Raw genomic sequence first — 22,344 nt, forward strand, 5'->3', positions numbered from 1 at the left:
GATCAACCTCGGCCTGAAGCCGGCGGATCTCCGTGGCATCTCGTCTGGTCATCACCCCAGTCTTTCGAGGCACCAGACCCCTGTCCAGGTCACCATCGGCCAACGCCGCCTGCCATCTTCGCAACTGCTCGAAGCAGATGTCCTGCTCCTTCAAAAACGCTCTCTTCGTCCCATGAGGACGCTCCAGATACTCCAGCACCAACCGGCGCCGCTGCTCCGGGGAGAACTCCTTGGTCGGAATGATTACAGTCATGAACCTGCTCCATCAATCAGGGAACCAACCGGTTCACAACCAGCCTGCCAGGAAGGGTTTCGGGCTCATGCGAGTGATAACTGACCTCCAGTTGTGGTGCAGACGTCAGTCCCGCCGCTGGCGCAGCACCTCGTCCGCACGTGCCTGCACATCGGACTCGCGGGCCAGGATCTGTGCCACGGCACGCTGCAGTGCCTCGATCCGCTCCTGGGTGTCCCGCCGGGCCCGCTCGGCCACGGAGAGGGACTCGATCTGCTCCACCTCGCGCCACGCGGCCACCAGGGACCGTTCGTAGAGCCGCTGCTCGGCCTCCTGGGGCGAACCCGCCGGCCCCGCACCCAGCACCGCCACAGCGGAGAGACGGGACTCGTCCAGGCCGGGCATGAGCTTCTCCAGCGACTCCTTGACCCGCCGCAGGGCGGCGCTGCCGCGCCCGAACCGTCCGGCGCCCACGGAGAGTCCGGCCAGCGTCTCCACCAGCGCCAGCAGGAGCAGCAGCCCCGCGGTGAAAGCCACCCAGAGCACGACGGCGACCACGCCCTCGCTCGCCTCGGGCCGGTCCGCCCCATTGGACTGGAGCCCTCGGCCCACGCTCTCCAGTTCGCTGCCCACCCGCACGTCCACCAGGCCGCCGTCGGAGATCAGGGTGCTGTCCCTCTCGCTGGCGTGGGGCGCCAACCGGCTCCGCTCCCCCTCGGACACGGCCCCGGTAATGGGATACAGCACGCTGAAGACGTCCTCCTCCCACACCATCACGGGCACGATCACCGTCCCGGGCAGCAGCTCACCGGTGCGCTCATCCACCTTCTCCGGGAACTCGGACTTCAACCGCCACAGGGCCTCCACGGTGGCGGCCGGATCCAGCTCGTAGCTGAGCTCGGTGCTCTCACCGGTCCGGTCCAGGTAGGACTCGGCGTCCCGGACGGCCACGGTCACGTCCACGGGCTCCACGAACGCCCCGTCCACGAACCGCAGGATGCCCTCCTCGCTCAGGTCCCCCAGCTCGGGCCCGTCGATCTGCACGGCGTCCACGGGCTGGTCCCCGGTCAGCTCCCATCCGGGGGCACGGGTGACGGATTCGGCGATGATCAGTGCCGGCAGCAGGGTGAGCACAGCCGCTCCCCCGGCGGCCACCAGCCAGGTCAGGCGGGACAGCCGCGGACGGTCGTCACCGCGGGTGGTGTGGAACCACGCATTCCCTTCCCGACGACGGCGCCCACCGGGGGCTGCCCCCTCGCCGAGGCGATCGATCCAGGAGGTCACCGCGGGCAGGGGGCCGTCGTCGGACACTGCAGTGGCGGTGTCCAGGTCCTGGTGCGGGCCGATCAGTGCTCGGGCGGCACCGTGGGCGCGCGCCAGGCTGGCCAGTGCGTCCCGCGCCGGTGCCGAGTTCAGTCCCAGACTGTCCCGCAGAGCCTGGGTGCCCTCCAGTCCGGGGAGGGGTGCGAGCTCGGAGGAGTCTCGGGCCCCTGGGTACCGGACGAGCTGCTGGCGCACGGCCTCGGCGGCGCGGCCCAGGCGTTCCTCGGCCCGTTGCCAGTCCTGCTGGAAGCTCCCGCCGATCCGGTCCGCGGAGCCCTTCGCCCCGTCGCCGGTGGCCTCCTCTGCGGCTGGCCCCCAGGCCTCGATCTGGCCCAGCAGGTCGGCGTGCGCGGCCTCCAGTTCGGCGGAGGTGTGCGCGTCCAGGGTCCGGCGGGGGGCCTCGGCGAGCCGGGCCAGCAGGGTCCGCGAGGCGTAGACGAGCGGCTGGGCGATCTGATCGAGCACGGTGTCGCCGCCCTCCAGCCGGGCGTGCACCCGCCCGGACTGCTCCAGCGCGTGGGCCTGCTCGGCCAGCTCCCGGGCGGAGTCCCGGTAGTCCTGGATGTCCGCGGCCAGACCCTCGCGCAGGGCCGGGTCGGTGGAGTTCAGGCGCAGCAGCAGTCCCTCTTCGCGCCGGGCCAGGGGCAGGGCCTCCTCCTGGAGCCGCCGCCAGGCCTGCTCGAATCCGGGTGGTCGCTGCCCCTCGGGAACGGCCAGGTAGGAGACCTCCAGGGCCTCGTGGTCCAGGATGACCCGGGCCACGTCCAGCCGGCCGGCCCGGAAGGTCCGCTCCACAGCGGTGTCCTGGCGCCGCAGCCGGGCCCAGAGGGTCAGCGCCACCAGGGACAGTGCACCGCCGCCGGTCAGCAGCCCGATCCACAGCCACATCGAGCGCGGCAGCCCCCGGTAGGTCTCTTCGCCGGCCGTGCGGGCGGCCTCCACCACCGCGGAGGGTCCGTGGCCGAGGTCCCGGTTCCCGGTGAACGCCTCGTGGATGTCATACCGGGACCGGGTGGGGTCGGACAGGGCGCCCAGGGTCACCTGGTTCAGGCCGACCCCGTCGAACCGGGCCTCAGCCTCGGGGTCCGCTTCGCGCGTGGGGATGGACAGCACCAGGTCAGCCTCGGTCTCGGCACCCCGGTAGATCTGGCCGTAGGTGATGAACTTGTCCGTCACCCGCAGCGTCAACGGCCGCCAGGAAGGCACGGAATCCTCCCCGAGCGCCGCCTGCACGGTCTGCTCGGAGATGTTGTACGGCAGTCCCTCCTCCACCTGGATCTGGACCGCGTGCTGAGGTTGTGCGGTCAGGGTGAACGCCCCGGCCGCTCCGGCTCCCAGGGTCAGGGCGGTGAGCGTGGCTGCCGTCCAGCCCAGCACCCGGGTGTTCTGACTGGACTTCATGTGCGGTCCCCCCGCCGTGCACGCCGGCCCCGGGACCGCCCCCGGGACGCCGGACCGCCAGCCGTCTCCAACGTCTCGGCCCGGTGCAGGTCCACCAGGGGGTCGGAGGCCTCCCAGACGTCCTCGTCCCGGCGCAGGTGGACGTCCTCCCCGCCCTGCACCACCAGGGCCACGGACACCCGTTCGGCGTCCACGCGCATGGCCTCCAGCCGGTCCAGCAGCTGTCCGGCCACCACTCCGGGGTGCGCGGCGGCCTCAGAGGGTTCGTCCTGGCGGCCGCGGAGTCGGCGCAGCAGCCCGCTGAGCCCGGACCCCGCGGGATCCTGCCCCTGGCCGACCTCGCGGTCCAGGATGGCGCTGACCTCGTCCAACTCGTGGGTGTGATCCACCACCATCTGCAGGGCTTCGGGGCCGCTGCGGAACCCGCTGACCCGGTGTTGCTGGGCCAGCCGGTTCAGATCGCGCAGCCGGGCCCGATGGGCGGAGATGATCATCTTCACCACCACCGGGTCCGCCGCCACCCCGTGGGTGAGGACAGTGCCGAGCCGTTCGTAGGCCTCGGCCGCGTAGTCCAGCCGCGCGGCGAGTTCATGGTCGTCCTCCGGGGCGATGGTGCGCTGCACCGCGCGCTGCTCCACCTGCTCCAGGGTGGTCGGCAGTCGGTGCAGCTGGCGTTCCAGCCGGCCGCGGACCACCCCGCGCACCGCCCCGACCCCTGGCAAAGCCGAGCCGTCGAGCGCCCCCAGCGTGCCGTCGTCGGGAATCTCCAGAGGCGCCAGAATGCTGGTCGGCGCCTGAGCCATCCGCTCCAGCCGCCGCATCCGGGGCCGGGACTCCTCCCCGAGCAGCTCGGTGAGGTCCTGTCCGCTGGCCACCGCCTGGCGGTAGCGGCGCTGCCCCGCGCCGCTGCGCATCAGCCCGCGCACACCCAGCCACCCCAGGATGAGCAGGACCACGGCGCCCAGCGCCCCCAGGAGCCAGGGCCACGGACTGGGCTGGATGCTCGTGCGGTCCACGGCGGTGGTGATCATCCGTTCGATCCCGCCGGTGTAGTCGCCCTGCGCGAACGGGTCCTCCCCCGCGGAGGCGATGGCGGCGGTGACCTCTTCGGCGGTCCCGTCCAGGTCCACCTTGGTGCCCTCTTGGAAGAACACGTCCGCGGGTCCGGATCCGGGGGTCTGGGGCAGGATCACGGTGATGATGGACCAGTCCTCGCCGACCAGGTGACCACCATGCTCCACGTCCAGCCAGTCATCGCGCAGGATTTCCGGGTGGACCATCAGGATCATGCTCCCGGCCAGCGACCGGGCGTGCGGGCTTCCGGCTGGTTCGCGGTCCATGGCCACCAGGATGCGGCGCTGCCCCATCTCCAGCTTCCCGACGGCGGCCACCAGGGCTTCGGCGTCGATCTCGCCCTGGAGTTCGTCCATGATCGCCAGGTCCAGGTGCTCGGTGCGCGTGGTGACGCTGGGGACTTCCCGCTCCCCCTCCTCCAGATTCGGCGGTCCGGGTTCCGTGGGGCTGATGGTGGGGTAGGCCGGGCCGGAGGGCTGGGTGGGCTGGGGAGAGCTGGTGGGTTCAGCGTTGGCCGGGTGCGCGCTGAGCAGGGAGAGGGTGAGGACGGCTACGGCGCCCATCAGTCCCGCGGTGGCCCGGCTGGTTCTGGTGCGGTGCATGCTCGCCCCCTCGGCTGCAGTGTTCGTCTCTGGTGTCAGCGTACTGGGCGGGACGGACACGTTCAGGGCTCAGCCCCATGTCAGGACTCGCGTGCGGAGCGCAGCAGCGCCTCGGCCCGGTCCTGCACCAGGGACTCGCGGACGCTGATCTGCCGGACGGCTGCCTGGGGCTCCTCGATGCGTGCGGTGGTGGCCGGGCGCATCCGTTCGCAGACGGTGAGGGATTCGATGGCCTCGGCCTCACGCCAGGCGGCGACCAGGGCCCGTTCGTACACGCGCTGTTCGGCCTCGCGCGGGGAGCCGACCGGTCCGGCACCGAGCACGGCCACGGCGGAGAGACGGGACTCGTCCAGCCCGCGCATGAGCTTCACCAGCTCGGCCATGGCGGTGCGCAGGTCGGCCCCGCCCTGCGTGAACCGTCCGGCGCCGGCGGACAGGTCGGCGGTCTCCTCCGCCAACGCCACCAGGGCCAGGGGCAGCGCGGTGATCCCGAACCACAGGATGACGGTGTAGATCCCCTGGTCGATCGGTGGCCCGGTGATGCTGGCCCTGTGCTCGATCGGGTTGAACTGCGGGTCCCAGGCCGGATAGTCGAAGAGTCGGTCGGCCACCATCAGAGCGGGGAGCCCCGCCAGGGTCCCCCAGATCGCGACGGCCGAGATCCACCCCCACCGGGACAGGCCCTGCGCCCGTCCGGTCTCCGGGTCGCGCCGGAGCAGCTCCCGGCCCTGCACCGGCGGGTGCATCTCGGCGAAGGTGGCCATCTCCCGGGCGAGGAGCGTGCGCAGTGAGTCCACCTCACCGTCCGAGGTCTGGGCAGGATCGTCCCCACCCGGGCCGTCCAGGTCCGGGCGGGCCCCAGATGACTCTGCGCGGCAGCCGCGGCCCGGCCCAGGTTCACCATCAGATTGCCGCCGGGCTCCGGGTCCAATCCGAGCTGTTCGCGCAGGACGCCCAGCTCGTAGGGCAGACGGTCAGCGGTGTTCGCCCCGGCGGGTTCGGCCCCGGGGAGCCGTTCGATCTGCTCGGCCACGGCCAGCACGGCCCGGCCCAGCCGGTCCTCCGCCCGCTCCCAGTCGCGCAGCACCCTCGCCGCGTGGTGGGGATTCTGTTCAGATCCGGTGTCCGGGGTCCACTCCTGGACGAGGGCCAGGAGGTGATCGAGAGCTGACTGCAGCTCGTCCTGGGCGGGACGGTCCACGGTGCGCTCAGGCGCCAGGTGGAGCCGGGACTGCAGGCTGCGGACCCTGCTGACGAGTGGTTGGGCCACCCGGTCCAGGACGGTGCCGCCGCCGACCTGCTGACCGTGCACCCGGCTGGACTGCATCAGAGCCTGTGCGTCGGCGGCCAGGTCGCGGACGTCTGCGGTGAAGTCCTCCACATCCTCCTCCACCAGGTCGAACCCCCGCTGGCCGGGATCGGCGACCTGCGGGGCGAGCTGTTCCTCGGCACGGGCGGACCGCAGCGCCTGCTCTCGGATCCGCTCCCAGGCCTGGGTGAACCCGTGGGGGCGGTGTCCCTCGGGCACCGTGAGGAAGGAGACCTCCAGGATCTCGTGGTCCAGGATGACCTGAGCCAACTGGAACCGGCCCTCGCGGAAGGTGCGCTCCACCGCGGACTCGCGGCGCCGTCGTCGTGCCCATCCCACCAGCGTGAGGACGGTCAGGGCCGCACCGCACAGGGCCAGGCCCAGCCACAGTGCCGGTGAGCGCGCAGGCCCGGGGTCGGTCCGCCGAGTGCGTGCGCGGCGGCCACCACCGCGGCGGGGCCGTCGCTCGTGTCCAGGGTGCGCTCCACGGCCTCACGGGCCGCGATCTCTGCCCAGGGGACGCCGTCGGGCGTTTCCGCCGCCAGCAGCCCGTCGCGCGAGTGCAGTCCGTAGTCGAGCCGGGTGCCGGCCTCATCGAACACGGGCGAATCCGTATCCCGTAGGGCCAGCACGGCGTCTGCTCCGAGGTCGGATCCGTCCTCGGCGTGCTCGCTGGTCAGGCCCTCGTCGGTGACACGGAACGTCAGCGGGGTCCAGGCACGGGCGGGGTCGGGATCATTCGCGGCCGCCACGCTCTGTGGGGTGATGCCGTGGGGCAGTCCGTCCTCCACGACGTACTGCACCTCGTGTCCAGGCTGGGTGAGCAGCGGCGCGGCACCCAGTGCGGCTGCACCCAGGGTCCCGGCGCCCAGCACGGCGACGGCGATCCCCAGGGCCGTGGTCATGCGGCGCTTCATGTGTCCCCCTCCAGTGCCGTTCTCACCTGTGGGGTCAGCCTACTGAGCCTGGAGATGCTGAGGGCCCGGCCCGGGTCGGCTGGTGTCAGCCGGTCCCGGGGCCGGGCCCGTGGGCGTGGGTGTCACGGCGCGGTGTAGCCGCCGTCCACCAGGTAGTAGGCGCCGGTCATGAAGGAGGCCTTCTCGCTGAGCAGGAAGCTGACGAGGTGGGCGACCTCTTCGGCGCGGCCGAGACGGCCGATGGGGTGCTTGGAGACGAGGTCCGCGTGGACCTCCTCGGGCAGGTCGGCCAGCAGCGGGGTCTCGATGTAGGCCGGGCCCACGGCGTTGATGCGCACGCCGCGCTGGCCGTAGTCGATGCCGGCCTGCTTGGTCAGGCCCACCACGCCGTGCTTGGCGGCTGTGTAGGCGGAGGCGCCCAGGCCTGTGCCCACGGTGCCGTGAATGGAGGCCATGTTGACGATCGCCCCACCGCCGGCAGCCTCGATGGCGGGCAGCTGGTAGCGCATGCCGTAGAGCACGCCGTTGAGGTTGATGTCGATGACCTTGTTCCAGTCATCGAGGGCGAGCTCACCGGCCGGATCCGGGCCCGCGCCGATGCCGGCGTTGTTCACGGCCAGGTGCAGGGCGCCGTAGGTGTCCACAGCGAGCTTCACGGCGGCCTCGTTGTCCTCAGGGGAGGCGGCGTCCTGCTTCGTGGCGGTGGCCTTGCCGCCGGCGTCGGAGATCTCCTGGGCCACGCGCTTCGCGGCGTCCTCGTTGAGGTCCGTGACGAGTACGGCTGCCCCATTCTTCGCCAGGTCCTTGGCGCAGGCCTCTCCGATGCCTGACCCTGCGCCGGTGACCAGTGCGACCTTGCCAGCGAAATCCGTCATGCCGTTCTCTCCTCTGTTCTCCGGGGTGCACCCGGGTGGGGATGGTGGGCCCTGCCTCCGGGCCCACCTCCAACGCTAGGGGGCCTGCGGCCCGCTGCCAACCGGAACCGCACTGGTCAGGCTGTCATCACGGCACAGTCCCGATTGCGTTATGAAGCAGCACTTGCTCCACGGAACACTTGGAGGGGCATCTCACGGTCGAGGTCCCAGGTGATCTGCATCGGGCGTTCCGTGTTGTTCCAGGAAGCGAACTGGACTGTACCGAGATTCAGAAAGGGGACCGTGCCGATCTCATCTTTCTTCCGTTCACGCACGAACAGAGCTGTGTGAGTTTCACCGTTCGCTTTCGCCAAGTAGCGCCGCCCTGGTGTCGAACTTGCTTTGGTGTCGTTCGGGCTTTCCCAGTGGAAGCGGTCCGGGCTGACGGCGAAGTCTCGATACATCGTGGTCGGCGAGAATCCGCTTGAGTCCTTCTTAGACGTCACAAACAGCGCATCGAGTTGGTACACCTCCGACCAGGCAACACCTTCCACATGCTGCATGTTCTGGTTTCTCCACCCCAGAATGTCCAACCCTGCCAAGGCCTCCTCGCGACGATAGTGGGCATGGCTCTTGAGTACAGTTTCCTTGTCCAGATTCATCGGCTGGGGAGTATTGCGAGCCACGTCTACAACGTGCTCCAGCAACTGGCCAGCTTCCTCCACGAAGGCACGTTGTCCTCGGGCCCAGGCCAGTCCATCGTCGAACGATGTGAACCGATCCTTTTCATGGATGACAGTGAAGTACAGCATCCGGGCGTACTGCTGCTCCAACGTGGACATTTCATGCATAAGTCGGCCGTTAGTGAGGATGCGCAGGTATGCATCGGCGCGCTCTCGGTCATCTACGTGGACAAGTCGACCAACCTTCAACGTTTCCCTCGCAGCCTCGGTCGTGATGTGAATCGACGGCTCAGATCGATCAGCTCGTAGACGCAGCGTCGTCCAACTGCGCCCATTTGATCCCTGCCGGTAGACATCTGCGACTGTTCGGTCGGACTCTGCCAGGTAGTCGGCAAGACGGTACTTCCACACATCCCGACCACCTGCATGGTCCCGAACATCCTGAGCCAGCTGGTTCACATTGAGCCCGACCTGGGTACGAATGTTCTCCAGGATGTTCTCCCGAGCCACCTCGTCCAGGACAATCTGACTTCCAGACGGGAGGTACGGGAAGTCATGGTGGAGATCGTCCACCAGTTGCTTTCGACCCACACCCGTCAGTGCACGTAGCTTGAGATCGAATCTGAACTCCTTGCGCTGATGACCGACGAAGTCCAGCGCGGTGAGGACGCTCTTTCCATGGGCACGACGCAGACCGCGTCCCAGCTGCTGAAGGAAGATCGTGGCGCTCTGCGTCGGTCGGAGAAAGAGCACTGTGTTGACGTCCGGAATATCGAGACCTTCATTGAAGACGTCCACACCGAAGACCACCTTGATGTCCCCGGCGCGCAGTTGTGCCAGGGCTTCACGACGAACCGCATTGTCGGTATCTCCCACGATGACGGCTACAGGGATTCCGGCCGCAGTGAATGCCTCCGCCATGTAGTGCGCATGGTCCACGGTGGCGCAGAATCCAAGCGCCTTCATCGCGGTCAGATCCCCTACCTTGTCGCGTAGTGCTTTCAAGATGGCGCGGGTGCGGGCATCGTTCCCCGTATAGACCTTGCCCAACGCGGTCCGGTCGTACTGTCCGTTCTTCCACTCCACTCGGCTGAGGTCCACATCATCTGCGATGCCAAAGTAGTGAAACGGCACCAGAATGTCCGCATCCAGCGCGTCCCACAGCCGCATCTCCGAGGCAATGCGCCCACCGAAGATGCCCTTGACGTTAAAACCATCTGAACGCTCCGGAGTCGCGGTCAAGCCCAGCATTTCCTGCGGACGCAGGTGGGACAGCAAGAGTTCGTAGGACTGAGCGGGAGCATGATGAAACTCGTCGATCACCACAACATCGAAATGCTCGGCTGGCAGATTCTCGATGCCATAACTTCCCAATGACTGCACACTGGCGAATACGTGCTCCCACCGAGTGGGCCGGTCACCGCCGACGTACAGCTCACCAAAGGTGGGATCGCTGAGCACACTGCGGTACGTGTGACGAGCCTGCTCCAATATCTCCTGGCGGTGAGCAACGAACAGCAACTTCAGTCGTCGCCCAGCATGAGTGATCAAGTCACGGTAATCCAGCGCGGCAATGACCGTCTTTCCCGTTCCAGTCGCAGCAACCAGCAGGTTGCGATGCCGATCGTGCTCTGCGCGCTCGGCGGCGAGATCTTGCATCATCAGCACCTGGTGCGGGTACGGCCGCACATCCAGTCCCCTCAGTTCGAGCTGGGGTGTGGTGGTGCCGGCAAAGGAACCCTTCTTGATCTCCCGCTCGAGCCGGTCTCCATCCACATCCGGGTTATACGGCTCAAAGGAGTCGTCGTCCCAGTAACTTTCGAAGGTCGCCTCGAACTTTCGAATCAGGGCTGGGGTCATGACGTTGGAGAGGCGAACATTCCACTCCAATCCGTCCAACATGGCCGCCCGCGAGAGGTTCGACGACCCGACGTAGGCGGTGCTGTAGCCACTATCCCGGTGGAATAGCCATGCCTTCGCGTGGAGCCGCGTGGACTTGGTGGCGTAGCTGATGCGTACCTCGCCACCGAACTCACGCACGATCCGATCGAGCGCCAGTCGCTCGGTTGCTCCGATATAGGTGGTGGTGATGACACGGAAAGGAACACCCCGTTCCTTCAAAGCTGCCAGCTCTCGCTCCATGGTCCGCAGCCCCTGCCATTTCACGAAGGCACACAGTAGATCGACGCGATCCGCCGAATCGAGCTCGGCGCGAATTTCCGATCCGATGCTCGGCTCACTCGATGCGTTGGTAATGAGAGCGACATCAGAGAACGGCGTCTCTGGCCGTTCTTTCGACTGCTGATTCAAGTCGATGGCTGGCCGCACTTCACGGAGCTGACGGATAGCCTCACCGGGCGCGATCTGGTCCGGCGCGTAGCCGTCCCCCAAAGCTGCAATCACTCTTGCGGCGATCTCCCGCTGTTGTTCCGATGTCTTTGCAGCTGACAACGCATGCTCGACCAGTTGAGAGACATGCTGCGCCAGCGGTCGGACGACCGCATCGCCCGGCACATCCGAGACATCAGCACGCATGGCCGCGTTGTCCTGCAGCCGTTCCTTCACCGCCTGAGTCACGAGCTGTTCGTACACACCAGGGGCCAGCTGCGCGAGCCGTCCGGAACTCAGGACGCGAGGTTCTTCCATGTCGCCATTATGTTCTGCGCCGCAGACACGATACGAAGCACCCCCTCCTCGAACCCAGTGCGAGAATGGAGGCATGCCTGATCAGTCCGCCTCTGTGCCTGCCGCCGCGTCCGCCTCCACCTCCCCCGCCGGGTCCACCGCGGGGCGTCAGTCCCTGGCCGAGGCCGGCATCCCGGTCGGCCCGCTGGACGGCCGCTACCGCTCTGCCGTGGCGCCGCTGGCCGATCACCTCTCCGAGGCCGCGCTGAACCGCAACCGCATCCACGTGGAGGTCGAGTGGTTCATCCACCTCTGTGCCCAGAGCGTGCTGCCGGGTCTCTCTCCGCTCACCGCTGAGCAGGAGCAGGGTCTGCGCGCCATCGTGACCGATTTCGGCACCGAAGGCATCGAGGAGCTGGCCGGCATCGAGGCCATCACCGTGCATGACGTCAAGGCCGTGGAGTACTACATCTCCGCGCGCCTGGAGGACCTGGGCCTGGCCCACCTCAAGCCCCTCGTGCACTTCGCCTGCACCTCGGAGGACATCAACAACCTGGCCTACGCGGTAGGGGTGCGTGACGCCGTCGAGCAGGTCTGGCTGCCCGCCGCTGACCAGGCCGTCGCCAAGATCACCGCCATGGCCGAGCAGTCCGCCGCCGTCCCCATGCTCTCCCGCACCCACGGCCAGCCCGCCACGCCCACCACCCTGGGCAAGGAGCTCGCCGTCTTCGCGCACCGCCTGAACCGCCAGATGGACCGCATCCGTCAGCAGGAGTACCTGGGCAAGATCAACGGCGCCACCGGCACCTACGCCGCGCATCTCTCCGCCGCCCCGGACGCCGACTGGCAGCAGATCGCCCGCACCTTCGTGGAGCATCTGGGTCTGACCTGGAACCGTCTGACCACCCAGATCGAGTCCCACGACTGGCAGGCCGAGCTCTACGCAGACATGGCCCGCTTCAACCGCATCCTGCACGGGTTCTGCGTGGACGTGTGGTCCTACATCTCCATCGGCTACTTCAAGCAGATCCCCGTGGCCGGTGCGACTGGGTCCTCCACCATGCCGCACAAGGTCAACCCCATCCGGTTCGAGAACGCCGAGGCCAACCTCGAACTCTCCAACGCCCTGTTGGACTCCTTGGCCGCCACCCTGGTCGAGTCCCGTTGGCAGCGCGACCTCACCGACTCCACCTCACAGCGCAACATCGGCGTGGGCATCGGCCACTCCCTGCTGGCCCTGTCCAACGTCTCCAAGGGCCTGACCCAGCTGGACGTGGCCGAAGATGTTCTCGCGCACGATCTCGACACCAACTGGGAGGTCCTCGGCGAGGCCGTCCAGACCGTCATGCGCGCCCAGGCGATCGCCGGAGTCGAGGGCATGGAAGACCCCTACGAGCGCCTCAAGGACCTCACCCGTGGCCAGCGCGTGGACGGCGAGCGCATGCGCGAGTTCGTCCAGGGTCTGGGGCTCCAGCCCGAGGCCGAGGCCCGCCTGCTCGAACTCACCCCAGCCACGTACACGGGGTTGGCGCACCAGCTGGTCACGCCCCAGCAGTGACCTCTGCAGCCTGGGTCCACGCCACCCTTCCGGTGCCCGCCCCGGAGCCGGTGGTGGACTACCTCCCCACGGTCCTGCTCGTGTTGGACCTGACGGGGGTGTTCTTCTTCGCCGTCTCCGGGTCACTACTGGCGGCCAAACGGCACTTCGACATCATCGGCTCCATGTTCCTGGCCTACCTGGTGGGTCTGGGCGGCGGCGTGATCCGCGACCTGATCATCGGCGATGACATCCCCAACGCCTTCCGTCAACCCATCTACCTGCTCCCGCCGCTGTTGGCCGTCGCGCTGGTCTACATCCACCTGGTGCACCAGGACCGGTACCGCCGCCCGCTGCTGGTGTTCGACGCCGCCGGCCTCGCCCTGTTCTGCGTGCTCGGCACCCAGACCGCCATGAGCGCCGGCATGGGCCCGGTCCAGGGCGCCCTGCTCGGGGTGGCCACAGCGGTGGGCGGCGGCGTGATGCGCGATGTGGTGGCCAACGAGACCCCGCAGCTGTTCAACCGCCGCGGCGTGTACGCCATCCCCGCCATGATCGGCGCGGGACTGGCCTCCTGGCTCGAGTTCTTCGGCTGGCTCAACTGGCTCACCGGAGCACTGATCGTCATCGCGGTCTTCACCCTGCGCGTGCTCTCCCTGCGCTTCGGCTGGACCGCCCCCGGCGCTGTCCACGGCGCACCCCTGCACTGACCCGCAGCAGGCTCGTCCCACACCGTCACCCACCGGTAACACCGGTGAAACCACCGCTCGGCAGGATGGTGAGGTGCCGACGTCGGGAGATCCCTGACGCGCGCCGCACCGAAGGGGACCCATGCGCTCATCCCATCTGATCTTCCACACCGTCCCCTGGGACCACCCCGTGGCCCACGCGCTGCGCCTGGCCCAGCACCGTGAACTCGAACGCATCACTCCCCCGGACAGCCGGTACGACGCCGGCACCGACCCCTCTCCCACCGACGATCCGCGCTACGTGATCGCCCAGCAGCGCACCACCCTGGATGCGATCGGAGGCGGCGGTTTCCGGCGGATCGACCCCGCCACCGCCGAGCTCAAACGGCTCTACCTGATGCCCATGTCCCGTGGGTCCGGGGTGTCCGCCGAACTGCTCACCGCGGTGGAGGACGCCGCGCGGGAGGCCGGATTCACCCGGCTGGTCACCGAAGCGGCAGTGTTCCAGGACGCCGGTCGGAGGCTCTACCTCCGCGCCGGATTCACTGAGGCCCCGGCCTTCGAACCCTATGTGGGCGCGGTGGAGTCGGTCTGCTACGCCAAGGACCTGCCTACAGTGGACAGGTGAGCTCGCACCGCACCTCCCGCTCCAGCACCTTGGGCTGGACCTTCCCGACGACGGCCCTCGCCCTGGCGCTGACCGGCTGCGGTCCCAGCGCGGGACACGAGGAGGTGGGCGCCTCCACGCCCAGCCCGAGTGTCAGCGCCCAGCAGATGAGCATCTTCCAGCTCTCCCCCGGGCAGTGCTTCGACCGCCCGGAGGCCGGCGACGGGCTCTACCGGGTCAGTGTGGTCCCCTGCGAGGTGGCGCACGATCAGGAGCTGTACGCCCTATTCCAGCTGGACCACTCGGAGTGGCCCGGCGAAGATGCCGCCCAGCGTGAGGCCACCGAGCGGTGCGCCGGAGAGTTCCTGGCCTACACCGGTGCCACCGCGGACGAGTCACGTTTGGGCTTCAGCAGCTTCGTCCCCTCGGAGGGCTCCTGGTCCGAGGGGGACCGTCAGGTGCAGTGCGCCCTGGAACTGGATTCCGGCGGACGGCTCCTGGGGCCCCAGGCCGGCAAGGGCTGAACGTCCCGGACGCCTCCACATCACGATCGACCCAGACTCCCAGGCGGGCATAACGATTGATGCTCGACTCCGCGGAGACCTTGACCACAGGCTCTGAATCGTTCAAAGGTGGCCGGGGGCGCTCGACTCGTTCGGCCCCGACACCCATCCACGGTTCAGAGGGAAACCACATGAGAATCACCAAGACCAGACTCGTGCCAGCCGTCCTGCTGGCCGGTGCGCTGACCGCCGGAGGTGCCTGGGCCGTCGTCGCGAATCCCGGGAACCTGGAGGACAGGCAGGGCGGGGCCGGCGTGGCCCAGGCCAACCCACAGGACGGATCACCGGTCCAGGTGGACGAGAACGACAACGTGGTCAAGACCGCCGGGGAGACCGGGGGGCTGGTGGACAGCTCCGGCCAGGAGGTCTTCACCGTCCAGGTCGAGTCCGTCACCGCGCACCAGAGCTGCCCGGCCCGCGTGGGCGACCAGCAGCTGGAGAACGTCAACGGCACTTTCCTGTACGTGGACGTGAACGCCGAGCTGAAGCAGTCCGTGGACCAGTCCGTGGACGCCTCGCAGGACGAGCTGTTCCTGCCGCTGGCCACCGAGGCCTTCACCGTCACCGGCCCGGACGGCACCGTCTACGAGATGCCCGCCAGCGAGATGTCCTGGGGCTGCCTGAGCAATGACGAACTGCTGCCGCCGGTGATCAATCCCGGTGAGGCGCTGGAGGGGATCCTCGTGCTGGACGTCCCCGTCACCGAGGGCACCGTCAACTACGACCCAGACCGCACGGGCGGCTGGTCCTGGGCCTTCGGGTCCTGATTCGAGGGGAATCCACAGATGAAGACTCACCACACCGGCACACGCCGGCTGATCACCCTTGCCGTCACCGCGGGGCTGCTGACCGGCGGGATGGCCCCGGCCGCCGCCGCACCGGTCGCCGCCCCCGCAGTCAGCGCCTCCGTCACCACACCGGCAGCCGGACCGTCGGCGGTGGCCCCCCAGGCAGCCCTGCCCGCCGCCACGGACTGTGCCGCGAAGCCGTTCCCGGACAACACCCCGGGGACCGCGTACTACACCGCGGTGCGCTGGGCCCAGTGCTCCGGGCTGGTCTCCGGGTACGGGGACGGCACCTTCGGGATGAAGCGCCAGATCTCGCGCAATGAGACCGCGCAGATCCTGTTCCGCTACCGGGATCCCCGCTGGACGGCCCCCACCACCTCACCGTTCCGCGACCTGTCCCGGAGCAGCGTCTTCTACCAGGCCGTCACCTGGGGCAACAACGCCAAGGTCATCACCGGCTACGCAGACCGGACCTGGCGCGGACACCAGCCCATCACCCGTGCCCACACCGCAGCCATGCTGCACCGGATGACCGGAGCGGCCTGGCGTGCACCCCACCTGGACCCGTTCCGGGACATCGCCTACGGCGGGCCGCAGTACGACAGCATCACCTGGGCCCACGTCAACGGGATCACCAAGGGCTACAGCGCCCGGGAGTTCGGGCCTCAGCGGAACATCACCCGCGCCGAACTGGTCACCCTGCTCTACCGGCTGCACGTCACCAACGGCCAGTTCGTCACCTCTGCGCCCAACGCCTACGGCACCACCCAGTGCACCTCGAACTGCGTGCGGTACACCACCGGCACCCTGAACATGCGCCGGGGCCCCAGCACGGACTTCCCCGTCATCACCCAGCTGGCGGCCGGGAAGAAGCTCAATGTGCGCCTGATCGGAACCGGCTGGGCGTACGTGTGGGACGGGACGAGAGCCGGCTGGGTCAGCAGCCGCTACCTGACCTCGACTCCCCCGCGCCCCCCGGAGCCACCCAAGCCGCCGCAGCCCAGCCAGTACCCGCTGGCGGTGTACGGGACCCTGCGCAACGGACAGTCCGCGTACTTCCTGCTCAAGGACAAGACCATCTCCGAGGTGACCGTGCGCGTGAACGGGTACGGACTGTGGCTGCGTCCCGGCTACAGCTGGTGGTCGTTCATGATCCCCTCGACCTCCACCGACTCCGTGGTGGTGGAACGGATGAAGATCCGCTCCAGCCAGTACGCCAGCACGCTGCGGGACGTGGATGAGTGGGAGCGGTATGACCCCAGCCAGCCGCTGGCCTCGCAGAACTACAACCGCAAGCTGGTCACCGATCGGCAGGGTGTGCGGTCCTGGTCGTACATCGCCGGATCGCAGATGGCGTCCTACGTGAAGTCCAACGGGACCAAGATCATCGGCGGGGACTTCCTGAAGAGGTTCTGACCCGAACAACGCGCGGTGCCTGGGACCACACCCCTGGGCCCAGGCACCACGCGCCGGCCGCGAACGGCCGGTCTGTTGCGGCCCCCCACCAGTGCGGTGGATACGCCGAATCCCTGCCACGGCATACGGGGGTAGGGACGTTTTCATTGCACCGATCTGAGATACGGTGCACTGTCGATTGTAGCGTCCAGCCCTCGTCCGCTTCTACCGCCGGCCGTCGCTTCCGGCAACGATCCGGACACGATCCCGCCCAGTGATGGGCGCGTCAGACCCCTAGTTGACCTGGGAGCTTGTCGAGCACCCCAGCTCTGACCTGGGAGACCAGCCACGGGCTGAAGGCGAATGGAGTGGACATCACAGCGGCCCGCAGATCGCTCGGCCGCACCCAGGAGAAGTCATCGGCCTCCTCCGGATCCAACGCGGGCTGCTGCGCGGAGCGGGCCACGAACACCGGACACACCTCGTTCTCCTCCATTCCCGCCGCATCTGCCGCGCGGTACCGGAAGTTCGGCAGTGCGGGGTGAATCTCCCCCAGCTCCATCCCCAGTTCCTTCAGGGCCCGACGACGGACGGCGGCCTCCACATCTTCTCCCGGTCCGGGATGGCCGCACACTGCGTTCGTCCAGACTCCGGGGAAGGCTACCTTCCCCAGGGCTCGGCGGGTGAGCAGCAGCCTGCCGTCGATGCCCAGGATGTGGCAAGAGAAGGCCTGGTGCAGCGGCGTCCCGCCCTCCGAGACGCGGCGATGCACGCTGGCCTTGGGCGTGGTGCCGATCGGTGAGCCAGCCTCGTCCAGCAGGACCACCAGCTCCACCAACTGCTCCTCGGCGCCCTGGGGCTGTTGGCCCTGCGATGCGCTCGTCTGCTCCTGCATGTCCTGCACCACTCCGTCTGTCTGCGCTGTCCGTTAGGATTATCTCCACCATCACGCTATTCGATTCCCTAACCGTTGATCGCCAGGCGACCAACGACGGCGGATCGGGAATCGCTCTGCGCAGCGTCCTCCCAACGTGTCACAGACACGGCCCCAGACCCGCCGAGACACCGACGACCAGGACGCACACGGATGACCTCATCGCTCGACGCACCCCCGAGCACCGCGCCCCAGCACCCCTCGGACGACTGGGATGCCCAGCGGCCAGCCGTGGCGGCCGCCCTCCAGGACGTCTTCGCCCACCAGCCCCTCGGCGAGCGCGCCACCGCGGGATTCCGCGAGCTGTGGACCCGCCTGCAGGCCCAGGTGGAGGGCGGCAAGCTCATCCGACCTCGACTGACCCTGCTCGCCTGGACGGCCTTCGCCCCTGCTGATCGCCGGACAACCGCGCAGGCCGATCGCCAGGACGCCATCCGCCTGGCCGCCGCCTTCGAGCTGCTCCACGCAGCCCTGCTGGTCCATGACGACGTGGTGGACCGCGACCGCATCCGCCGCGGCCGCCCCACGGTGGCCGAGCGCTACCGCCAGGACATCGAGGCCGTGGGCGCCCCCGAGGAGGAGGCCCTGCACCTGGGACGCTCGGCCGCGATCATCGCCGGCGACGTCCTGCTCACCACCGCCTACCGCCTGGTCTCCACCTGCGCGCCCGGCACCGAACGCGGTCAGTCCGTGGCCGCCGTCGTGTTCGATGCCGCCACCCAGGCCGCGGCCGGGGAGCTCGAGGACGTGCTGCTCTCCCTGCACCGCTTCACCCCTCCCCACCCTGACGTGGAGCAGATCCTGACCATGGAGCGGCTCAAGACCGCCTCCTACTCCTTCGAGGCGCCGCTGCGCGCCGGGGCCCTGCTGGCCGGTGCAGATGAGCAGACCGCCGAGCAGCTGGCCCAGGTCGGCTCCCACCTGGGTGTGGCCTACCAGGTGATCGACGATCTGCTGGGGACCTTCGGAGACCCGAGCCTGACCGGCAAGTCCACCACCGCGGACCTGCGCGAGGGCAAGGCCACCGTGCTCACCGCCCACGGTGTGGGCCAGCCCGAGGTGCAGCGGCAGATGCTCGCGTGGGCGGACGGCACCGGCACCGTGGAACAGGTGCGGACAGCCCTGGAGCACTCCGGCGCCCCGGAACAGGCCACCCGGATCGCCACCGAGCTGGTGGAACAGGCCCGCGCCGGGCTGGACCGGCTGCAGCTGCCGGCCGACATCCGCGCCGAACTGGACTCCCTCTGCCACGACGTCCTGCACCGGAGCGCCTGATGCCCGACCGTCCCCCCGCCTCCGGTTCCCCCGGCCAGCCCACCGAACCGCCGGCCCTCACCACCGGGCTGGACCTCTACACCCGCACCGCCGCCGCGGCCGCCGGACAGGTGATCGGGCAGTACTCCACCTCCTTCGCCCTGGCCTGCCGGACCCTGCCGCGCCGGACCCGGGCGGACATCGCCAGCATCTACGCCCTGGTGCGCGTGGCCGACGAAGTGGTGGACGGCACCGCCCGGGCGGCCGGCCTGGACCCCACCCCCGTGCGCGCCGCCCTGGATGATCTGGAGGCCGAGGTGGACCGAGCCGTGGCCACGGGCTTCTCCACGAACCTGGTGGTGCATGCCTTCGCAGACGTGGCCCGGCGCCACGGGATCGGCACCGAGCTGACCGCCCCGTTCTTCGCCTCCATGCGCGCGGACCTGGACGTGGCCGAGCATGACCGCGACTCCCTGGGGGACTACATCTACGGCTCAGCCGAAGTGGTGGGACTGATGTGCCTGCAGGTGTTCTTCTCCCTGCCCGGCACCCGCGCGAGCACCGAGTCCGAACGGGAGTTCCTGCGGGAGAGCGCCCGGCGGCTCGGCGCGGCCTTCCAGAAGGTCAACTTCCTGCGGGACCTCGCGGCCGACCAGGACCAGCTGGGGCGCACCTACCTGCCCGGCTCGGACCAGACCCAGTTGGACGGGCCCACCAAAGACCGCCTGGTGGCCGATCTGCGCGCCGATCTGGACGCCGCCCTGCCCGGCATCCACGCCCTGGACCGGAGGGCCCGCCGCGCGGTGATGCTGGCCCACCGGCTCTTCGCCGAGCTCGCCGCCCGGATCGACGCCGTCCCCGCCCAGCGTCTGGTCCGCGAGCGCATCAGTGTGCCCACGGCGGTCAAGGCACGGCTGGCCGTCCAGGTCCTCGCCGGACAGTGGAGGAGCGCATGAGCCCCGCACCGCACCCCGCCGGGCAGGCCGGCCCCCGCACCGTGGTGATCGGCGGCGGGTTCGCCGGGCTGGCCACCGCCGGGCTGCTGGCACGCGAGGGGCACCAGGTCACCCTGCTGGAGCAGCTGGACACCCTGGGCGGTCGCTCCGGACGCTGGTCCGCGCAGGGCTACACCTTCGACACCGGCCCCTCCTGGTACCTGATGCCGGAGGTGATCGAGCGGTGGTTCACCCTGATGGGCTCCTCCGTGCACGAACACCTGGACCTGCGCCGCCTCAGCCCCGCCTACCGCACGTTCTTCCAGGACCACCTGGACGCACCGCCCGTGGACGTGGAGTCCGGCCGGGAGCAGGCCGTGGCGCTGTTCGAGTCCCTGGACCCCGGCTCCGGCGCGGTCCTGCAGGAGTACCTGGACTCCGCCGCCGAGGCCTATGAGCTGGCCAAGGAGCACTTCCTCTACACCGACTTCCACCGTGAGAACCTGGCCCGGTTGGCCGTGCCCGCCGTGCTGCGCCGCGCCCCCCGGCTCGCCCAGCTGCTGGGCACCTCGCTCCAGCGGTTCGTGGCCTCCCGGTTCACCGACCCCCGCCAACGTCAGCTGCTGGGCTACCCGGCCGTGTTCCTGGGCACCTCCCCGGACCGCGCCCCGGCCATGTACCACCTGATGAGCCACCTGGACCTGACCGACGGCGTGCAGTACCCCGTGGGCGGGTTCGCCGCGCTGGTGGACGCCATGGCCGAGCTGGTCCGGGACTCCGGGGTGGAGATCATCACCGGCGCCCAGGTCACCTCGATCAACCTGCAGGACGGCTCCCCCACCTCCTCGCGCGCCGCCCGCCTCGCCGTCCGCGCAGCAGAGCGCTTTCCGGCCCTTTCTTCCCGACGGCGGCCACACCCCCAGGTGCAGGGCGTCACCTACCTTCCCCGCGGGGAAGGCGACGCCGCCCCCGTGAGTCTGGGAGCCGACGTCGTGGTGGGGGCCGCTGACCTCAAGCACCTCCAGACGGCCCTGCTCCCGGACGGGCAGCGGGCGCCGGAGTCCCGTTGGGAGAAGCGCGATCCGGGTCCGTCCGGGGTGCTGGTCTGCCTGGGCGTGCGCGGGGAGCTGCCCGAACTGGTGCACCACAATCTACTGTTCACCGCGGACTGGGAGGACAACTTCGGGCGGATCCAGCGCGGTGAGGCGCTGGCCGCGGAGACTTCCATCTACGTGTGCAAGACCTCGGACACGGATCCCGGGACCGCTCCGGAGGGGTGCGAGAACCTGTTCATCCTGGTGCCCATGCCGGCCGTCCCCGCGTGGGGTCGTGGCGGGGTGCGGACCGCGGAGGTGGACGAGCCGGGCGATGAGATGGTCGAGCGGGTGGCCGATGCCGCCGTGGACCAGCTGGCCCGGTGGGCGGGGATCCCGGATCTGGCCCAGCGCGTTCAGGTGCGGCGGACCTACGGACCGGGTGACTTCGTGGCGCAGTTCAATGCGTGGAGCGGATCGCTGCTGGGCCCCGGGCACACGCTGAAGCAGTCGGCCATGTTCCGCCCGGGCGTGCGTGAGCCCGGCGTAGACGGACTGTTCTATGCGGGGTCCTCGGTGCAGCCCGGGATCGGGGTGCCGATGTGCCTGATCTCCGCCGAGGTGGTGCGGGATGCCGTGCGCCGTGACGGAGTGCGTTCCGGAGGGTCTGCGGCCCGAACCGAGGGAGCCGCATGCTGAAGCGCCTGTTCTGGGCGTCCCGGCCGATCAGCTGGGTCAACACGGCCTACCCCTTCGCCGCCGTCGCCCTGCTGACCGGCGGGCTGCCCGCGTGGCTCGTGGTGCTGGGCACCGTGTTCTTCATGATCCCGTACAACCTGCTGATGTACGGCGTGAACGACGTCTTCGACTACGAGTCCGACCTGCGCAACCCCCGCAAGGGCGGCGTGGAGGGCTCTGTGGTGGACGCCTCCGTGCGCCGGTCCGTGCTGCTGTGGTCCTGCCTGCTGCCCGTGCCGTTCGTGGTGGTGCTGGCCGCCTGGGGTGCAGTCACCCTGAACTGGTGGTCCCTGGCGGTGCTGGCGATCTCGCTGTTCGCCGTGGTGGCGTACTCCTGGGCCGGGCTGCGGTTCAAGGAGCGGCCGTTCGTGGATGCGGCCACCTCCTCCACCCACTTCGTCTCCCCCGCCGTGTACGCCGCGGTGCTGGCCGGGGCTGAGCCCACCGTGGGGCTGGTGGCGCTGCTGGCCGGGTTCTTCTTGTGGGGCATGGCCTCCCAGATGTTCGGCGCGGTGCAGGACGTGGTCCCGGACCGTGAGGGCGGACTGGCCTCGGTGGCCACCGTGCTCGGTGCCCGTCCCACCGTGTGGCTGGCCGCCGGTCTCTACGCCGGCGCCGGACTGCTGATGCTGCCCACTGACTGGCCCGGCCCGCTCGCCGCCCTGCTGGCCGTGCCGTACCTGGTGAACGTGCTGCGCTTCCGCAGTGTCACGGATGAGAGCTCCGGACGCGCCCACGCCGGGTGGTCCACGTTCCTCTGGCTGAACTATGTGACAGGGTTCTTCGTGACCATGCTGTTGGTCTGGTGGGCGCTGATCCGCCCGGAAGGGATGTGATCCGCACGTGGACC

The 22,344-nt window shown here is 69.1% G+C and carries 17 protein-coding genes and 1 pseudogene; 10 read left to right on the plus strand and 8 right to left on the minus strand.

Annotated features, from left to right (window positions below):
• From BM355_RS10500 to BM355_RS10530, 7 genes and pseudogenes are all read right to left on the minus strand, one after another.
• A pseudogene (locus tag BM355_RS10500) lies at positions 1-253 on the minus strand (hypothetical protein); the annotation flags it as partial.
• Between the two features lie 105 nt (positions 254-358).
• A complete protein-coding gene (locus tag BM355_RS10505) occupies positions 359-2,956 on the minus strand; it encodes a hypothetical protein (protein ID WP_091698237.1) in 2,598 nt (865 codons plus the stop codon).
• Entirely contained in the window at positions 2,953-4,632 is a 1,680-nt protein-coding gene (locus BM355_RS10510; protein ID WP_091698240.1) for a hypothetical protein, read from the minus strand. Before BM355_RS10510 ends, BM355_RS10505 begins: the two co-directional genes overlap by 4 nt.
• A gap of 613 nt (positions 4,633-5,245) precedes the next feature.
• Positions 5,246-6,280 (minus strand): hypothetical protein, encoded by a 1,035-nt coding sequence (locus tag BM355_RS10515; RefSeq protein ID WP_143109483.1) that lies wholly within the window; start codon positions 6,278-6,280, stop codon positions 5,246-5,248.
• A 14-nt stretch (positions 6,281-6,294) separates the two neighbouring features.
• The gene (locus BM355_RS10520; protein WP_091698244.1) at positions 6,295-6,858 is read right to left on the minus strand and encodes a hypothetical protein; all 564 of its coding nucleotides are present in this window, start codon (positions 6,856-6,858) and stop codon (positions 6,295-6,297) included.
• A 122-nt stretch (positions 6,859-6,980) separates the two neighbouring features.
• A complete protein-coding gene (locus tag BM355_RS10525) occupies positions 6,981-7,733 on the minus strand; it encodes an SDR family NAD(P)-dependent oxidoreductase (RefSeq protein WP_091698246.1) in 753 nt (250 codons plus the stop codon).
• Between the two features lie 149 nt (positions 7,734-7,882).
• Positions 7,883-11,041, minus strand: a complete 3,159-nt coding sequence (locus BM355_RS10530) for a DEAD/DEAH box helicase (protein ID WP_245760748.1) — start codon at positions 11,039-11,041, stop codon at positions 7,883-7,885.
• 73 nt (positions 11,042-11,114) lie between these two features.
• Between BM355_RS10530 and purB the strand changes: the two genes are divergently transcribed.
• The 6 genes from purB (at position 11,115) to BM355_RS10560 (ending at position 16,620) form a co-directional block, all read left to right on the plus strand.
• Positions 11,115-12,578 (plus strand): adenylosuccinate lyase, encoded by a 1,464-nt coding sequence (gene purB / locus BM355_RS10535; protein ID WP_091698249.1) that lies wholly within the window; start codon positions 11,115-11,117, stop codon positions 12,576-12,578.
• Complete coding sequence (locus tag BM355_RS10540) at positions 12,575-13,267, plus strand: trimeric intracellular cation channel family protein (RefSeq protein WP_091698251.1); 693 nt, start codon at positions 12,575-12,577, stop codon at positions 13,265-13,267. Before purB ends, BM355_RS10540 begins: the two co-directional genes overlap by 4 nt.
• Before the next feature lie 121 nt (positions 13,268-13,388).
• On the plus strand, positions 13,389-13,874 hold the full coding sequence (locus BM355_RS10545; RefSeq protein ID WP_091698254.1) for a GNAT family N-acetyltransferase: 486 nt from the start codon (positions 13,389-13,391) through the stop codon (positions 13,872-13,874).
• Positions 13,871-14,377 (plus strand): septum formation family protein, encoded by a 507-nt coding sequence (locus tag BM355_RS10550; RefSeq protein WP_091698257.1) that lies wholly within the window; start codon positions 13,871-13,873, stop codon positions 14,375-14,377. The genes BM355_RS10545 and BM355_RS10550 overlap by 4 nt, the downstream gene beginning before the upstream one ends.
• A gap of 170 nt (positions 14,378-14,547) precedes the next feature.
• Positions 14,548-15,183 carry a DUF4352 domain-containing protein gene (locus BM355_RS10555; protein ID WP_143109484.1) on the plus strand — a complete coding sequence of 212 codons (636 nt, stop codon included), beginning with the start codon at positions 14,548-14,550 and terminating at the stop codon, positions 15,181-15,183.
• Positions 15,184-15,201: 18 nt separating this feature from the next.
• Positions 15,202-16,620 (plus strand): S-layer homology domain-containing protein, encoded by a 1,419-nt coding sequence (locus tag BM355_RS10560; protein WP_091698262.1) that lies wholly within the window; start codon positions 15,202-15,204, stop codon positions 16,618-16,620.
• A gap of 265 nt (positions 16,621-16,885) precedes the next feature.
• Here BM355_RS10560 and idi read toward each other — a convergent pair whose 3' ends face one another.
• Entirely contained in the window at positions 16,886-17,494 is a 609-nt protein-coding gene (gene idi / locus BM355_RS10565) for an isopentenyl-diphosphate Delta-isomerase (protein WP_091698511.1), read from the minus strand.
• A 192-nt stretch (positions 17,495-17,686) separates the two neighbouring features.
• Between idi and BM355_RS10570 the strand changes: the two genes are divergently transcribed.
• From BM355_RS10570 to BM355_RS10585, 4 genes are read left to right on the plus strand one after another with little or no spacing between them, the layout of a single operon-like run.
• Complete coding sequence (locus BM355_RS10570) at positions 17,687-18,808, plus strand: polyprenyl synthetase family protein (RefSeq protein WP_091698264.1); 1,122 nt, start codon at positions 17,687-17,689, stop codon at positions 18,806-18,808.
• Entirely contained in the window at positions 18,808-19,743 is a 936-nt protein-coding gene (locus BM355_RS10575; protein WP_091698267.1) for a phytoene/squalene synthase family protein, read from the plus strand. The genes BM355_RS10570 and BM355_RS10575 overlap by 1 nt, the downstream gene beginning before the upstream one ends.
• Entirely contained in the window at positions 19,740-21,455 is a 1,716-nt protein-coding gene (gene crtI / locus BM355_RS10580; RefSeq protein ID WP_091698269.1) for a phytoene desaturase family protein, read from the plus strand. The genes BM355_RS10575 and crtI overlap by 4 nt, the downstream gene beginning before the upstream one ends.
• Positions 21,449-22,330, plus strand: a complete 882-nt coding sequence (locus tag BM355_RS10585) for a prenyltransferase (protein WP_091698272.1) — start codon at positions 21,449-21,451, stop codon at positions 22,328-22,330. The genes crtI and BM355_RS10585 overlap by 7 nt, the downstream gene beginning before the upstream one ends.
• Positions 22,331-22,344: the final 14 nt, after the last annotated feature.

Origin of the sequence: Micrococcus terreus (genome assembly GCF_900116905.1) — a bacterium.
In the GTDB taxonomy this organism is placed as follows: Bacteria; Actinomycetota; Actinomycetes; order Actinomycetales; family Micrococcaceae; genus Citricoccus; species Citricoccus terreus.

What these genes read in the sequence shown, in the direction of transcription:
- BM355_RS10505 (WP_091698237.1), bottom strand. Translation starts at nt 2,956, where the DNA reads ATGAAGTCCAGTCAGAACACCCGGGTGCTGGGCTGGACGGCAGCCACG.
- BM355_RS10510 (WP_091698240.1), bottom strand. Translation starts at nt 4,632, where the DNA reads ATGCACCGCACCAGAACCAGCCGGGCCACCGCGGGACTGATGGGCGCC.
- BM355_RS10520 (WP_091698244.1), bottom strand. Translation starts at nt 6,858, where the DNA reads ATGAAGCGCCGCATGACCACGGCCCTGGGGATCGCCGTCGCCGTGCTG.
- BM355_RS10525 (WP_091698246.1), bottom strand. Translation starts at nt 7,733, where the DNA reads ATGACGGATTTCGCTGGCAAGGTCGCACTGGTCACCGGCGCAGGGTCA.
- BM355_RS10530 (WP_245760748.1), bottom strand. Translation starts at nt 11,041, where the DNA reads ATGGAAGAACCTCGCGTCCTGAGTTCCGGACGGCTCGCGCAGCTGGCC.
- purB (WP_091698249.1), top strand. Translation starts at nt 11,115, where the DNA reads ATGCCTGATCAGTCCGCCTCTGTGCCTGCCGCCGCGTCCGCCTCCACC.
- BM355_RS10545 (WP_091698254.1), top strand. Translation starts at nt 13,389, where the DNA reads ATGCGCTCATCCCATCTGATCTTCCACACCGTCCCCTGGGACCACCCC.
- BM355_RS10555 (WP_143109484.1), top strand. Translation starts at nt 14,548, where the DNA reads ATGAGAATCACCAAGACCAGACTCGTGCCAGCCGTCCTGCTGGCCGGT.
- BM355_RS10560 (WP_091698262.1), top strand. Translation starts at nt 15,202, where the DNA reads ATGAAGACTCACCACACCGGCACACGCCGGCTGATCACCCTTGCCGTC.
- idi (WP_091698511.1), bottom strand. Translation starts at nt 17,494, where the DNA reads ATGCAGGAGCAGACGAGCGCATCGCAGGGCCAACAGCCCCAGGGCGCC.
- BM355_RS10570 (WP_091698264.1), top strand. Translation starts at nt 17,687, where the DNA reads ATGACCTCATCGCTCGACGCACCCCCGAGCACCGCGCCCCAGCACCCC.
- BM355_RS10575 (WP_091698267.1), top strand. Translation starts at nt 18,808, where the DNA reads ATGCCCGACCGTCCCCCCGCCTCCGGTTCCCCCGGCCAGCCCACCGAA.
- crtI (WP_091698269.1), top strand. Translation starts at nt 19,740, where the DNA reads ATGAGCCCCGCACCGCACCCCGCCGGGCAGGCCGGCCCCCGCACCGTG.
- BM355_RS10585 (WP_091698272.1), top strand. Translation starts at nt 21,449, where the DNA reads ATGCTGAAGCGCCTGTTCTGGGCGTCCCGGCCGATCAGCTGGGTCAAC.